Source organism: Pseudomonas fluorescens Q2-87, assembly GCF_000281895.1.
In the GTDB taxonomy this organism is placed as follows: domain Bacteria; phylum Pseudomonadota; class Gammaproteobacteria; order Pseudomonadales; family Pseudomonadaceae; genus Aquipseudomonas; species Aquipseudomonas fluorescens_S.
The window spans coordinates 3,283,053-3,296,736 of the sequence record NZ_CM001558.1; the positions used below are offsets into that span (position 1 = coordinate 3,283,053).

Here is a 13,684-nt window from a genome sequence, read left to right on the forward strand (position 1 = left end):
GTCGGGTCCGCGCCAGGCGCGAATCCGGCGTTGCCGGAGAACCCCATGAGCCGCAACAGCAATGACCTCACCGGCAAACATCTGGACGCTCGATTGGCTCTGTCCGCATCGGGCAAGATTCCCCTGTTCGACTCCGCTCGCTGGCAATTGCGGGCCAAAGGCTTGGTCCTGCCGGTGCTGATCATCGTGGTCCTGGAGATCATCGTGCGCATCGGTTGGCTGCCCTCCTACCAGATGCCGGCCCCCAGCGAGATCGCCATGACCTTGGGTGACCTGGCCGAAGGCGCGCTGTGGAAGCACATCGGCGCCAGCCTGCTGCGGGTCCTGCTGGGCTTTGCCATCGGTGCGGGGCTGGCGTTGATGTTCGCTGCCTGGGTCGGCTTGAGCCGGGAAGCCGAGGCCTACCTTGAGCCAACCTTCGCCGGCCTGCGCTCGATCCCGAGCCTGGCCTGGGTGCCGTTGCTCCTGCTGTGGCTGGGCATCGACGAAACCTCAAAAGTGGTGCTGATCGCCATAGGTGCGTTCTTTCCGGTCTACCTCAACGGCGTGGCGGCGATACGCAACATCGACCGCAAGCTCGTGGAGGTCGGCCAGATGTACGGTTTCAGTCGCCGGCGCCTGGTGCGGCGGATTCTCCTGCCGGCCGCCCTGCCCGGCCTGTTCACCGGCCTGCGCAGCGGCATGAGCCTGGCCTGGATGTTCCTCGTGGCCGCCGAACTGATCGCCGCGACCAAAGGCCTGGGCTACCTGCTCAGCGACGGTCGCGAAACGTCGCGGCCGGACATCGTGCTTGCCGCAATCATCGTGCTCGCCGTGCTGGGCAAGCTCAGCGACGGCATTCTTGCCAGCCTGGAAAAGCGCTGGCTGGCATGGCGCGACACCTTCAATGGCCAGAGCACCTAGACCAAGGATTGACCATGACCCAAGCCCTGCTGGACATCCATGTCGAGCGCAAGACCTTCGCCGCCACCACGGTCCTCGACAATATCCACCTGCAACTGCAACCAGGGGAAACCGTCAGCCTGCTGGGCCCCAGCGGCTGCGGCAAAAGCACCTTGCTACGCATCATCGCCGGCCTGGAAACGGACTTCGAAGGGCGGCTGCTCAGCCGTACCGAGCCCTTGGCGTTCGTGTTCCAGGAGCCGCGCTTGATGCCGTGGCTGACGGTGGAGCAGAACATCGGGTTCGTTGATGACGACCGTTACGACAAGGCCTGGGTCGCACAATTGATCGAGGAAGTCGGTCTCGCGGGCTTCGCCGCTGCGTTGCCCAAGACGCTGTCCGGTGGCATGGCGCAACGGGTGGCCATCGCCCGCGGGCTGTATTCGCGGCCACGGGTGCTGTTGCTGGACGAACCGTTCAGCGCGGTGGACGCCTTTACCCGGATGAAACTGCAAGACCTGTTGCTGCAATTGGCCCAGCGTCACGCCATTGCCCTGCTGCTGGTGACCCACGATGTCGACGAGGCGCTGTACCTGAGCGACCGGGTACTGGTGATGGACAACCGCCCCAGCAGCATTCGCCAAGAGTTGAGCGTGCGACTCAACCATCCGCGTGATCGCCGGGACTCGCTGCTGGCCCAGCTAAAAGCGTTGTGCCTGACCGAATTGCATCGCGCCCATGTAATTTGAGCGGGCGATTTCTAATAACGTAAATGAATTAATAAATAAACAATCAGTATTTATGGTTATAAACATAACCACGTACTCTCAACCCATCCCGTCCCATTGGTCACGACAGCGAAGTGCCTTATGAAACAGACTGACAACGTTATCGACCTCGTCCAGTACCGCAAGCGCAAGCAAGCCCAGCGACTGGCGCGGGCCATGTGGGAAATGTATGCGCGCAATGCCGGTTACCAGGCGTTCCAATGGGTCCAGGCAACCCAGCCGACCAAGACGTACCACGCGTGAGCGCCCAGGAACCCTCGCGCTTTCTGGCGAGCGCCGACGAACCCGAAGTGGATCTGAATAACCTGGAAGCCTTGGATGAAGATCCGATCTGCGAACGGGTCGCGCAGAACCTGCAACGCCTCAGAGGCAAGCGGCACCTGTCCCTCGACGCCCTCGCCCGCCAATGCGGAGTGAGCCGGGCGATGCTGGCGCAGATCGAGTCCGGGCGCAGCGTGCCCTCGATCAAGGTGCTGTGCAAGATTGCCAAGGGTCTGAAAGTGTCGGTGGCGGCGTTTCTCGAACACCGTGCCTTCGAAGGTGTGGCGGTGCTGTCGGCCAGCCAGAGCAAACGCCTGGTCAGCGCCAACGGTGCCTTTGTCAGCCGTACCCTGTTTCCTTTCGACGTGGCACGCCAATCGGAGTTTTACGAATTGCGCCTCAGCCCGCTGGGTGAGGAGCAGTCCGAGGGACACGGCCCCGGCGTCCAGGAAAACCTGGTGGTGTCCCAAGGGGTGCTGGAAATCAGCGTCAATGAGGAACGCTATCTACTTTCCACGGGCGACTCGATCCTGTTTTACGCCGACCAGCCGCACCGCTATCGCAACCCGGCCGACAGCGAAGCGGTGGCGTACCTGGTGGTGACCTACCCGGAACGCCTGGACTGAAAGCCCGGCTGCGATCAGCAGGTGCAGCACATCACTGGCATGCCATTGCAGCTCATCATCATCGGCATGCTGCAGTCGCTCATCATTTTCATCATCAGGGCGCAGCAGTTTTTCATCATGTCCATGTTCATGCCCGCCATCGGCATGACCTTGCACATCATGCAGTCGGCCATCACGGTGCATTCCATCACGCACTTCATCGATGGCATCGGCATGCCCATCATCGGCATAGGCATCATCATGCTCGACATCGGCATGGCCATGCTCGCCGAGGACATGCACATCATGCTCATGTTGCCGCAGTGCATCATCATCGGCATGCCGCAGTTCATCATCATCTGCATCATGTCGGCGCTGTTCTTGAACATGGCCATGTCCATGCCGGCGGCAGGCATCATTTTGCACATCATGCCGTCGTCCATCATTTCGCAGGTCATGGTCGCCATCATCATCGGCATGCCCATCATGGGCATCATCGGCATGTTGGCGTTCATCGGCATTTGCATTTGCATGGCGTTCATCATGGTGGTGTTTCCTGTAAGGATCGGTAGTTGGACGAAGCTGATGGGGGCGATTCTAAGCATCGGCCCGCGTCCAACAAGATGGCGATCGAACAGCTGGAATGAACGTTCAAGCAGTCTAAACGGGGCGAAGAATGCCGGTTTATCTGCCGCTGCGCGGGTATGGATTCGATTGCAGAAAATCCACAAACGACAGCTTCGATTCCACGGTCATGGATATGCAATTATCGCCTATATTAATAACCGTAAGAAATAAACGTTCTAACCTATTCACTCATCACGTTCGCATACACCGGTCGATCGATATTCCCGCCCGAAAGAATCACAGCCACCTTCTTCCCTTTCATCGCTTCGCGCTCCTGTATAAGCGCGGCGAGGGCTGCTGCCCCTGCTCCTTCGGCAAGGTTATGGGTGTCGGTGTAGTAGACGCGCATGGCCTCGGCAATTTCATGATCGTTGACCGACACGATCCGCGCCGCGCCCGCCGCATAAATGGCGAAAGCCTCGGGAATGGGTTTGCGTACCGCAAGGCCGTCGGCAAAGGTATTCGCCGAAGCGGTCTCGCAAAGGGTTCCCGTCTCGAACGAAGACTTCGCCGCCGTCGCCTCGCTGGACACCACCCCAACCACCTGGGTTTTCAAGTCCAGGGCATCGCGGGCGGCGATCACTGCGCATATGCCCGAGCCACAGCCTATGGGCACGTAGACGGTGTCCAGGTCCGGCACAGCCTCGAACAATTCAAGGGCGTAGGTCGCCACGCCTTTGACCAACTCGCTGTGGAACGGCGGCACCAGGAACAGATCATGCACCTGCGCCAGGCGTGCCGCCTCGTCTCGGGCCTCATCGAAATCGCGGCCATGCTCGACCACTTCGCCGCCGAAGCCACGCATGGCAGCGTTCTTTTCCAGTGAATTGCCATTGGGCACCACGATCAAGGCTTTCAGCCCCAGTGCGCTGGCCGCCAGTGCCAGGCTCTGGCCATGGTTGCCCCGAGTCGCCGTGACGATGCCCTTGACCTGAGGGTGTGTGCGTTTGAGCCAGTGCATGAAAGTCAGGCCGCCGCGCACCTTGAAAGCACCGGTGGGTGTGTGGTTTTCATGCTTGACCCATACCGTGCAGCCAAGCCGTTGTGCCAATAACGGCCAGGCGTATTGCGCGGTTGCGGGCATGAATTGGTACACGTGGCGTGCCGCCTGTTCGATATCGTCGCGCGTCAGTTTGTGCATGGCTGTGCCTCCTGGTTTTTGCCCAGTCTAGCCACGGGCATCACAGGCCGGCTTTCAAAAAACCGACCTGACTTTTATGCCCGGTCTTCACTACTATGGCGCTCATGAGCCATCGAAATCGCCAGCCGCCCCTCCCGCCAGAACCGGTCCGTCGGATCGAGGCAGGGCCTTGGGCGATCGAATTGCTGCCCGGCTGCGCCTACGCCACCCGCTATGTAGCGACCCAGTCGGCGATCGGTTTTGCCTTCGACAGCCAGCGCGGCCGGCACGCCATTGGCAGCGACCGGGTGCTGCCGTTCGAGGCCATGCCCAATGGCCTGGCGTTTGTCCCGGTCGGGTGTGATGTATTTTCCGAGTCGCCCATGGGCGGCGAATACCTGCGGCTCATGCGCACCGACGGCGCTACGCTGGAGGGACCGCATGCATTCAACAACCGTATCGACCAACAGGCCATTGCCCTCGCCCTGCGAATGCGCCGCGCGCTGTTGCATCCCGGCGTCGAGGACGATTGGGAGGCCTGGGCGCTCGGGTTGGCGCTGCGGGTGAAGGGAAGCGAAACCTCTCCGGCCTCCTCGCCAGCGTCCATCACCGGCAACCGGATGCGCCTGCTCGACGAATTCATCGATGCCGGCCTCGAAGGCCCGCTGGAGGTGCAGGCGATGGCTGACCTGCTGGGGTTGTCCGAAGGGTATTTCATGCGGGCGTTCAAACATGTAACCGGCAAGAGCCCACACAGTTACCTGATCGACCGACGCCTCGCCAAGGCCAGGGCCCTGATGCGCGACTCAACCGCCAGGCTGAGCGAGATCGCCCACACCTGCGGCTTCAATTCCCAGGCGCACATGACCACGGTGTTCAAGCAACGCCTGGGCATCAGCCCGGCGCGGTTGCGTAGATAACCGTGACGAGCCGGGCAATCGGCTGATGCCAATCATTCGGCGACTAAATCCGGCTTCAAATCAAATTGCCATCAGATGGCCTTGCAAATATACGTTGGCCGTCTAGATTCAACCCTGTCTCCCACCACTTCATGAACCGCATCTAAACCAGCCCCTCGGGCGAGGCGTCCATCGACCTAAAACATACACTCGGCGTTGCTTTCAATTACTGACATGGAATCAGTCATAACAACAAGAGGGATGCTTGATGAAGCATGGCCGTGGGTATCGTTTGCTCTCGCAAAGAGGAGCAGCCGGACATTTCTGGCTGTCACTGGTTTGCTTTTCTGGCCTGGTGATCGCCAGCTTCCTGTTGTTCGAACAACAGATCCAGGATTTCCTGGCCCATCTCAACCTGTACCTGCCCTCCACACCCTCGCAGAAATTCAACCTGGCGCTGCTGCTGATCGCCCTGCTGGCACTGGACGTGGTGCTGCCGGTCCCATCGAGCATGGTCGCGCTGCTGGCCGTGGCCATGCTCGGCAGCCTGGGGGGTTACCTGGCGATTTTCATCGGGCTGTGCCTTGGCGCCGGACTGGGCTATGCGCTGGGCGCCGGCTATCTACGCCTGCTATCCGGCCGCCTGGGCCTGCATCAGCGCCAACCCGGGCAACTGGCCTATCGGTTGGGCACGCTCTCGCTGATCTGTCTGCGCGGCGTGCCGGTCCTCGCGGAAACATCGGTCGTCGCCGCCGGCATGCAACGCTATCCACTGCGCCCGTTCATCCTGGTCACCACGCTGGCCAACGCCGGTCTCGCGTTGGCCTACACCGCCATCGGCGCCTTCCTCGTCGAACAGAACGCGTTGCTGGTGACGCTGCTCGCCAGCATGGTATTGCCGGGGCTTTTTATCGCTGGTTACAGCCTGTTCAAGTCCCTGCGCCGGCACGACGCGGACCCACCCTTGCACGGACGCTTCAAGGTCAGCTACGACTACCCGGTGCTGTTTACCGATCATCTGTTCGATCCGCTCAATCCCTGCCTGCACCACCAGCTCATGGCTGGGCACAGGGGGCCGGTGACGGTGCTGGTATTCGCCGATGAACAGTTGCTGCAAAGCGCCCCGCAACTGCCCGTGCAAATCAACGCTTACTTCGCCAGCCATTTCCCGGATCTGCATCTGCAGGCCCCGACAATCGCGGTCCCAGCCGGCGAGTCGAGCAAGGATTCGCAAGTGTTGCAACGCCTGTATAGCGACATGCTGCAGCATGGGTTGGACCGGCATTGCTATGTGCTGGCCCTGGGCGGCGGCGCAGTGCTGGATGCGGTGGGCTACGCCTGCGCGACGTTTCACCGCGGCATTCGCCTGATACGTATCCCCAGTACGGTGCTCGCCCAGAACGACGCCGGTATCGGTGTGAAAAACGGCATCAATGCCTTCGGCCAGAAGAACCTGCTGGGAGCGTTCTACCCCGCCACCGCCGTCATCAACGACTTCCAATTGCTCACCAGCCTGACCCGACGCGACCAGATCGCCGGGCTGGCCGAGGCTGTGAAGGTGGCGCTGATCAAAGACCAGGTTTTTTCCAATGGATGGAGCAACAGGCCGACGCCCTCGCCCATTTCGATCATCCAGCCAGCCGCTACGCGATCCGCCGCTGCGCCGAATTGCACCTGGCGCACATCACAGGCGCCGGTGACCCGTTCGAGCGCGGCAACGGGCGCCCCTTGGACTACGGGCACTGGGCCGCCCACAAACTGGAAAACCTCAGCCACCATCGGCTACGCCACGGTGAAGCCGTCGCGGTGGGCATGGCCCTTGACGGGCTCTATGCCAACGCCCTGGGGTTGTTGAGCGACAGCGACACCGAACGGCTGCTGCATCTGCTGCTCAAGCTCGGTTTCTGCCTGAACCCGCCGGAACTGACCTTGAAAGACGCCCAAGGGCGCTCGCAGGTTTTGCTCGGGCTGGAGGAGTTCCGCCAGCATCTGGGCGGCCAACTCTCCATCCCCATGCTCAACCGGATCGGTGAGTCGGTGGACGTGCACGAAATCGATACCGCACGAATGGAGCAGGCGCTACAGCGGCTGTCCACCCAGGTCGACCTTGGACTTTCCCTGAACGAGGGGTGTGCGCAATGAGCCAGGCGTCGCTGGACCTCAAGACCTGGATGACCCTCGGCCGCGTGTCCAACCTGCCCACGGTGTGGACCAATACCCTGGCCGCCGCCCTGTTGGCCAGCAGCGCCGGCGCCCTGGCACCGCCGTCTTCCCTGGCGTGGATCCTGCTGTTGGCAGCATTGTCGCTGCTATACCTGGCCGGTATGTTGCTGAATGATCTGTTGGACGCCGACTGGGACCAACAACATCATAATCCGCGGCCGATCGCCCTGGGCCTGGTCAGCCGCCAGCAAGTACGGTTGGCCACGGCGTTGCTGCTGGTGCTGGCCGCGGCCTCGCTGCTGGGCCTGAGCCGGCTGATCGAGCAGCCGCACTGGCTGGTCGGCAGCGCCATCCTGCTGGTGAGCTGCATCCTGGGCTACAACCTGCTGCACAAGAAATACGCCCACAGTGTCTGGCTGATGGGTGCCTGCCGCTCGGCGCTCTACCTCACCGCAGCGGCAAGCCTGGCGGTGCCGGCGCAACCGATCTGGCTCTGTGCCCTGCTGCTGGGCGTCTACATCAGCGGCCTGACCTACCTGGCTCGCCAGGAACACCGCAACCAACTGATCAGCCGCCTGCCCCTGTTGCTGATGCTGAGTCCGCTCGCCCTGGCGATCTATAGCGACAACGTCTGGTTTTGGCCGGTGTTACTGATATGGCTCGGCTGGTTGGGCTGGCATTACTGGCGCAACCTCGCCAACCCGCGGCAACGACAGGTCCGCGCCTTTATCGGCGCAGGCCTGGCGGCCCTGCCGCTGTTCGATGCCCTCGTGCTGGCCGTGGCTGACCAACCATTGGGCAGCCTGCTCTGTGTACTGGTGTTTTTCCTGCTCCCTCATTTCCAGCGCTGGGTCAAACCAACATGAACACGGACCTCACGGCGCAGGCATCGCCGGCCCTCCAAATGCGCCACGACTGCCTGAACACGCAACGCCAAAACTTCACCCATCCGCTCGATGAAATCGAACGGCGCTGGTGGCGTCAGGCCCAAGAGCAGCTTGCCCAACGCCCGGACGCCAACACCGCAGCGCGCTTGAGCAGCCAATGCAAACGCAACCTCAAAGAGTGTGCGCTGCCCGACAGCGAGGGCTGGAGCAACGTGCAACTGGCGCGGGCATTGATGTTGGCCCAAGTGCTGGAGCAGCAGCCCCTCGGCGAACAAGTGCCCTTGCTACGCCAGTTGTTCCTGTGGGGCGACGATCAGGAAAAGATCGCCACCTTGAAAGCCCTCGATTGGTTCGATAGCCGTGGGGTGTGCGTCGACCTTGCGCTTCAGGCCGGGCGCACCTGCAACAGCCAGGTGTTCGCCGCCCTCGCCCTGGACAACGCCTACCCGTCGCGTCATTACGACGAACGAGCCTTCAACCAACTGGTGTTGAAGGCGCTGGGCATGGGCCTCGATGTGCGGCGCCTGGTCGGCCTGCCGCACCGACAAGGCGTCACCCTCAATCAATTGGCCCTCGACCTGCTGGACGAACAACTCGCCGCCGAACGAACGGTGTCCGCCGGCTTGCCCCACGTGATCGCCTTCGACCTGCTGAGCCCGGCGCAACGTCAGCGCCTGGCCGGCCTGAGCCAGCAACAACGCTTGCCGCTGCAATGGCGGGTTCACCTGGACGGCCCTTCGCCGAACTGATGCCCCGCCCGTCCCTGCCCATACGACGAGGATTCACCATGCTCAAGTACTTCGACCCGCACATCCATATGGTCAGCCGCACCACCGACGACTATCAGAACATGGCGGCCGCCGGCATCACCGGGATCATCGAGCCGGCTTTCTGGCAGGGCCAGGCCAGGACCAGTGTCGGCAGCTTCATTGACTACTTCGACACACTGCTGGGCTGGGAGCGTTTTCGCGCCAGCATGTTTGGCATTCATCACTTCTGCACCATCGGCCTGAACCCCAAGGAGGCCAACGACCTGTCGGTGGCCAATGAGGTGCTCGAGATACTGCCGCGCTACCTGGTGAAGGACGGTGTGGTGGCAGTGGGCGAAATCGGCTACGACGACATCACGCCGGAGGAGGATCGCTTCCTCGCCGCTCAATTGGAGCTGGCCCGGCAATTCAATCTGCCGGTGCTGGTGCACACGCCGCACCGCGACAAGATCGGCGGTACCAAACGCACCCTTGCGGTCATTCGCGAGGTCGGTATCGCCGAACATCTGGTGATCATCGACCACCTCAATGAACTGACACTGCCCCTGGTGCTGGACAGCGACTGTTGGCGCGGCCACTCCATCTACCCCAACACCAAGATGTCGGAACAGCGCATGGTCGCCCTGCTGCAGCAGTACGGCACCGAAAAAATGGTCGTCAACAGCGCCGCCGACTGGGGCATCAGCGACCCGCTCAAGGTGCCCAAGACCGGCCAGGCGATGCTGACGGCCGGCTTCAGCGAAGCCCAGGTCGAGCAAGTGCTGTTCCATAACCCGGTGGACTTTTTTGCCCAGAGCGGCCAGTTGGACAAAGCCTTGGTCGGCACGCCCCTGCCTATCGACCAGCGGCGGCAGTGGCAGGAAAACTCGGCCCTGCGCGGCCAGGAGCCGGTGATCAAATGAGCGCTGCCATGGGTTGGACTGCCACGCAGATCGGTTATTGCAGCAACGTGCACCCGACCCATGACCTGGGCGGGCTGCGTGCATCCATCGACCGGCATTTCCAGACCGTACGAACCCTGCGCGGGCTGGACAGGCAGGACAGCGGAATGTGGATCAGCGCCCGCGCCGCCGCCGAACTCCAACACGCCTCGGCACGCACCGACTTCCTCGACCTGCTGCAACGCAGCGGGCTGCGCCTGACCTCGCTCAACGGGTTTCCCTACGGCCAGTTTCACCAGGGCGCAGTGAAAGCCGACGTCTACCGGCCCAGTTGGGCCGCCCCCCAGCGGTTGGCGTACAGCATGGACCTGGCCCGGTTTCTCGCCCAGGCCCTGCCAGCGGACTGTCACCAGGGGGTGATCTCCAGCGTGCCGCTGGGCTACGCCGCCCATTGGAGCCCGACGTTGCAGCAACAGGCCGAGCAACAACTGCGCGAGCTCACCGCCGCGCTGGCCCGGCTGCAACGGGAGACGGGCAAGAAAATCCTGGTCTGCCTGGAGATGGAGCCCGATTGCGTGCTGGAAAACACCGACCAAGCCATCGCCTTCTTCCGCCACTGGCAGGCCATGGACCCACACCATGAACATCTGGCGTTGTGCTTTGACGTCTGCCATCAGGCGGTGATGTTCGAAAACTGCTATGAATCGCTGGCCCGGCTGCGTCAGGCCCAGGTCCCCATCGGCAAGATCCAGCTGTCCAACGCCCTGATCTGTCGCCTGCCTCAAGATGCCCAGCGCCGCGAGCACGTACTCAAGACATTGAGCAGCTTTGCCGAGCCGACCTACCTGCATCAAGTGAAGGCACGCGATGGCCAGTCCCCATTATCGGCCTGGCCGGACCTGCCCGCAGCCCTGGATGAGCATGAGAATAACCAGTTTTCCCACCCCGAATTGAGGATTCATTTCCACATCCCGCTGTTCAGCGAGCAATTGCTGTTGCCGGAACTCAGCGGCAGCCAGATTGCCCTGTCGCAGACCTTCGACTTCCTCGCGGACCATGGGGATTTTCGCCCGGTACTCGAAGTGGAAACCTACAGTTGGGGCGTCCTGCCCAGCCAGTTGCGCCCCACCACCGAGCACGCTCAACTCCAGGGAATCGTGGCCGAACTGCGTTGGGTCGAAGAGCAACTACGGCAGCGGCAGTTGCTGCAGCCCCATGGGCTGGAGGCCTGCGCCGATGTCCTCTGAACAGCCTTGTCAGCCGCTGCTGCTGATTAACGTGGTCGGTCTGACGCCCGCCTTGCTCGGGGATGCGACGCCGCACATCAACGCCCTGTTGAAGACCGCAAAAATGGCCACGTTGCAGCCGGTGTTCCCGGCCGTCACGTCTACGGTGCAGGCCTCGATCCTCACCGGATTGCCGCCATCGGAGCACGGCATTGTCGGCAATGGCTGGTATTTGCGCGATCAGGCCGAAGTGCGTTTCTGGCTGCAACCCAACGCGTTGATCCAAGGGGAAAAGGTCTGGCAGACCATCAAGCGCCAGCGGCCCGGGTTTCGCTGCAGCCAGTTGTTCTGGTGGTACAACATGTATGCGGATGTGGACGCTGCCATCACCCCGCGACCGCACTACCCGGCTGATGGCCGCAAGGAGTTCGGCCTGTATTCGACGCCGGCCTCGTTGCACGAGCGTATCGAACAGCAGATCGGCAAGTTTCCCTTCCCGGGCTTCTGGGGCCCGGCGGCCGGCATCGCCTCAAGCCGCTGGATCGTCGACTGCGCCATCGCTGAATTCCAGCTCGACCGCCCCGATCTGCAATTGATCTACCTGCCCCACCTCGACTATAGCCTGCAACGCCTGGGGCCCGATCACCCGTCGATCGCCGACGAGGTGCGGGCCATCGACAGTGAGGTGGGCCGTCTGCTCGCCTTTGCCCAGGCCCAAGGCGCGGCGGTGATGCTGCTGTCCGAATACGGGATCGAGGCCGTCACGCAGTCCATTTCCATCAACCGAGTGTTGCGGGCCGAAGACCTGTTGCAGGTGCGCCAATCATTGACCTGGGAATTGCTCGATCCTGGTGCCAGTGCGGCCTTTGCCGTGGCCGATCATCAGATCGCGCATATCTACGTGAAACAGGCGCAAGACATACCGCGTGTCAAGGCGCTGTTGCAGCGCCAGAGCGGCGTCGAACGGGTGCTGGATAAAACCGAGCAACGGGCCTGGCAGCTTGATCATCCTCGCAGCGGTGAGCTGGTGGCCGTGGCCGCAGCCGGTTACTGGTTCGATTACTACTACTGGTTCGACGATCGCAAGGCCCCGGATTTTGCCCGCACCGTGGACATCCATCGCAAGCCGGGCTACGACCCGCTCGAGCTGTTCGTCGACCCGGCCATTCGCTTCCCGAAATTGAAAGTGGCGCGCCGCCTGCTGCAGAAAAAGCTCGGCTTTCGCTACTACATGGACCTGATTCCACTGGACACCCGCCTGGTCCGCGGCAGCCACGGTCGGCTGCCCGCGAGTAAAACGACAGGCCCGCTGCTCATCACCAATTGTGATCTGCCGTTGCCACAGCACCTTGCGGCCACGGCGGTGAAGCAACTGCTCCTCGAACATTTCCTGGGGCACCCTCATGCCGATACGGCGAATGCCAAGGAGCTTCCATGCGGCGAGCCATTTCCATCACTGTTCTAAGTGCCCTGGCCGGTTTGGCCCAGGCACAGAACGCCAATAACTTCAATTGCAGCAACTTCCTGCAATTTGGAGCCGACATCAACACGACCCGGAAGGCGTTTACCGACAGCCCCGAGACCATGGCCTGGAACTGGTTCGTCTGTTTGAACCAGTCCGACGCCAAGGGTTACAGCCGTCAGTGGGAGCTGTTCAAGCCTTCCGATCAGGTCTATCTGGCCAATGGCGCCAACCCCGGTTCGTATGACAGCCGCATGAAGCCACCGAGCGAGGTGCTCAGGCAAGCCAAAGCCCTGGGGCTGGACCCGAACCGTCTCCTGCATAACATCAACGCCGTACAGCAGGTCGACGGCCTGAGCCTGGCCATGGGCGGCGCTGCCGTGCCTGCCGCACAACAAGGTCACGTAGTGCGCTTTCAACTGCTGATGGGCCAGGACACCTACGACTACATCGTAAAAACCAATGTCTACAACGTGAATGGTCAAGAGGCCCTGACGAGCAACCTGAACTTTCCGGTCACGGCCTGGGAGTTGAAAACCGCCTGGCTGTGGATCGGCACGGACGCGAACTACAAGAAGCAGCTGGAAAAAGATGGCTACTACGTGGCCCAGGCCTACTACGCCGTGGGCACCGGGTACAAGGTCGGCTATGCGGCGTTGAGCGGTTTGCATGTGGTCAACAAACTGAACCCCGACTGGGTCTGGACCACCTTCGAAAATCTCAACAACCCCAAGTACACCGTGAACAAGGACTATCCGCCTGCGCCGATGACAAACAGCACCGGGCCGACAGCGGACGCCAAACCGGTCAACGCCCGGTTCCAGGCCAATAACCCGACGCTGTCGAAGTACCAGTTGATCGGCGTGCAATTCCAGCCCATTACCCAGGTCCTGGCTAACTCGCAGTTGGAGTCGGCATTCCAGGACACTTCGTCCTGCCTGGCTTGCCACGGCACCGCCGCCTACTCGAAGAACAACGGTTACTTCAGTTTCGCCATCCCGACCTCAGGCGGTCTCACCTATCCCACTACACCGCTGCCGGAGAAGGCCTTCGTCGGCTACAAAAAATTGGATTTTGTCTGGTCGTTGAAACACGCCCAGTGGCAACGCTAAG

General features: G+C 61.7%; 13 protein-coding genes and 1 pseudogene. 12 read left to right on the plus strand and 2 right to left on the minus strand.

Features of this window, described 5'->3' with window-relative positions; genetic code table 11:
• The first annotated feature begins 45 nt into the window (after positions 1 to 45).
• From PFLQ2_RS13215 to PFLQ2_RS13205, 4 genes are all read left to right on the plus strand, one after another.
• The gene (locus tag PFLQ2_RS13215; protein WP_003182074.1) at positions 46 to 903 is read left to right on the plus strand and encodes an ABC transporter permease; all 858 of its coding nucleotides are present in this window, start codon (positions 46 to 48) and stop codon (positions 901 to 903) included.
• 14 nt (positions 904 to 917) lie between these two features.
• Complete coding sequence (locus PFLQ2_RS13210) at positions 918 to 1,631, plus strand: ABC transporter ATP-binding protein (protein ID WP_003182075.1); 714 nt, start codon at positions 918 to 920, stop codon at positions 1,629 to 1,631.
• Positions 1,632 to 1,751: 120 nt separating this feature from the next.
• Positions 1,752 to 1,913 (plus strand): hypothetical protein, encoded by a 162-nt coding sequence (locus PFLQ2_RS30460; RefSeq protein WP_003182076.1) that lies wholly within the window; start codon positions 1,752 to 1,754, stop codon positions 1,911 to 1,913.
• A complete protein-coding gene (locus tag PFLQ2_RS13205; RefSeq protein ID WP_003182077.1) occupies positions 1,910 to 2,557 on the plus strand; it encodes a helix-turn-helix domain-containing protein in 648 nt (215 codons plus the stop codon). Before PFLQ2_RS30460 ends, PFLQ2_RS13205 begins: the two co-directional genes overlap by 4 nt.
• A gap of 14 nt (positions 2,558 to 2,571) precedes the next feature.
• On the opposite strand, the gene PFLQ2_RS30625 is transcribed toward PFLQ2_RS13205, so the two are convergent.
• Together PFLQ2_RS30625 and PFLQ2_RS13200 are read right to left on the minus strand one after the other, a co-directional pair.
• A complete protein-coding gene (locus PFLQ2_RS30625; protein ID WP_083455152.1) occupies positions 2,572 to 3,081 on the minus strand; it encodes a hypothetical protein in 510 nt (169 codons plus the stop codon).
• A gap of 263 nt (positions 3,082 to 3,344) precedes the next feature.
• Complete coding sequence (locus tag PFLQ2_RS13200) at positions 3,345 to 4,304, minus strand: threonine dehydratase (protein WP_003182079.1); 960 nt, start codon at positions 4,302 to 4,304, stop codon at positions 3,345 to 3,347.
• Between the two features lie 95 nt (positions 4,305 to 4,399).
• On the opposite strand from PFLQ2_RS13200, the gene PFLQ2_RS13195 reads away from it, so the two are divergent.
• From PFLQ2_RS13195 to PFLQ2_RS13160, 8 genes and pseudogenes are all read left to right on the plus strand, one after another.
• Positions 4,400 to 5,203 carry an AraC family transcriptional regulator gene (locus PFLQ2_RS13195; RefSeq protein ID WP_033046042.1) on the plus strand — a complete coding sequence of 268 codons (804 nt, stop codon included), beginning with the start codon at positions 4,400 to 4,402 and terminating at the stop codon, positions 5,201 to 5,203.
• A 247-nt stretch (positions 5,204 to 5,450) separates the two neighbouring features.
• A pseudogene (locus PFLQ2_RS13190) lies at positions 5,451 to 7,324 on the plus strand (3-dehydroquinate synthase).
• Positions 7,321 to 8,211: a UbiA family prenyltransferase gene (locus PFLQ2_RS13185; protein ID WP_003182083.1), complete on the plus strand. Its 891-nt coding sequence runs from the start codon at positions 7,321 to 7,323 to the stop codon at positions 8,209 to 8,211. The pseudogene PFLQ2_RS13190 and the gene PFLQ2_RS13185 overlap by 4 nt, the downstream one beginning before the upstream one ends.
• The gene (locus PFLQ2_RS13180; RefSeq protein WP_033046043.1) at positions 8,208 to 8,981 is read left to right on the plus strand and encodes an EboA domain-containing protein; all 774 of its coding nucleotides are present in this window, start codon (positions 8,208 to 8,210) and stop codon (positions 8,979 to 8,981) included. The genes PFLQ2_RS13185 and PFLQ2_RS13180 overlap by 4 nt, the downstream gene beginning before the upstream one ends.
• 38 nt (positions 8,982 to 9,019) lie before the next feature.
• Complete coding sequence (locus PFLQ2_RS13175) at positions 9,020 to 9,904, plus strand: TatD family hydrolase (RefSeq protein WP_003182085.1); 885 nt, start codon at positions 9,020 to 9,022, stop codon at positions 9,902 to 9,904.
• On the plus strand, positions 9,901 to 11,130 hold the full coding sequence (eboE, locus tag PFLQ2_RS13170; protein WP_003182086.1) for a metabolite traffic protein EboE: 1,230 nt from the start codon (positions 9,901 to 9,903) through the stop codon (positions 11,128 to 11,130). The genes PFLQ2_RS13175 and eboE overlap by 4 nt, the downstream gene beginning before the upstream one ends.
• Complete coding sequence (locus tag PFLQ2_RS13165; protein ID WP_003182087.1) at positions 11,120 to 12,574, plus strand: alkaline phosphatase family protein; 1,455 nt, start codon at positions 11,120 to 11,122, stop codon at positions 12,572 to 12,574. The genes eboE and PFLQ2_RS13165 overlap by 11 nt, the downstream gene beginning before the upstream one ends.
• On the plus strand, positions 12,544 to 13,683 hold the full coding sequence (locus tag PFLQ2_RS13160) for a hypothetical protein (RefSeq protein ID WP_003182088.1): 1,140 nt from the start codon (positions 12,544 to 12,546) through the stop codon (positions 13,681 to 13,683). The genes PFLQ2_RS13165 and PFLQ2_RS13160 overlap by 31 nt, the downstream gene beginning before the upstream one ends.
• Position 13,684: the final 1 nt, after the last annotated feature.

Coding starts and splice junctions, on each gene's coding strand:
- PFLQ2_RS13175 (WP_003182085.1), top strand. CDS start 9,020: ATGCTCAAGTACTTCGACCCGCACATCCATATGGTCAGCCGCACCACC.
- PFLQ2_RS13180 (WP_033046043.1), top strand. CDS start 8,208: ATGAACACGGACCTCACGGCGCAGGCATCGCCGGCCCTCCAAATGCGC.
- PFLQ2_RS30460 (WP_003182076.1), top strand. CDS start 1,752: ATGAAACAGACTGACAACGTTATCGACCTCGTCCAGTACCGCAAGCGC.
- PFLQ2_RS13200 (WP_003182079.1), bottom strand. CDS start 4,304: ATGCACAAACTGACGCGCGACGATATCGAACAGGCGGCACGCCACGTG.
- PFLQ2_RS13185 (WP_003182083.1), top strand. CDS start 7,321: ATGAGCCAGGCGTCGCTGGACCTCAAGACCTGGATGACCCTCGGCCGC.
- eboE (WP_003182086.1), top strand. CDS start 9,901: ATGAGCGCTGCCATGGGTTGGACTGCCACGCAGATCGGTTATTGCAGC.
- PFLQ2_RS13165 (WP_003182087.1), top strand. CDS start 11,120: ATGTCCTCTGAACAGCCTTGTCAGCCGCTGCTGCTGATTAACGTGGTC.
- PFLQ2_RS13215 (WP_003182074.1), top strand. CDS start 46: ATGAGCCGCAACAGCAATGACCTCACCGGCAAACATCTGGACGCTCGA.
- PFLQ2_RS13160 (WP_003182088.1), top strand. CDS start 12,544: ATGCGGCGAGCCATTTCCATCACTGTTCTAAGTGCCCTGGCCGGTTTG.
- PFLQ2_RS13195 (WP_033046042.1), top strand. CDS start 4,400: ATGGCGCTCATGAGCCATCGAAATCGCCAGCCGCCCCTCCCGCCAGAA.
- PFLQ2_RS30625 (WP_083455152.1), bottom strand. CDS start 3,081: ATGATGAACGCCATGCAAATGCAAATGCCGATGAACGCCAACATGCCG.
- PFLQ2_RS13210 (WP_003182075.1), top strand. CDS start 918: ATGACCCAAGCCCTGCTGGACATCCATGTCGAGCGCAAGACCTTCGCC.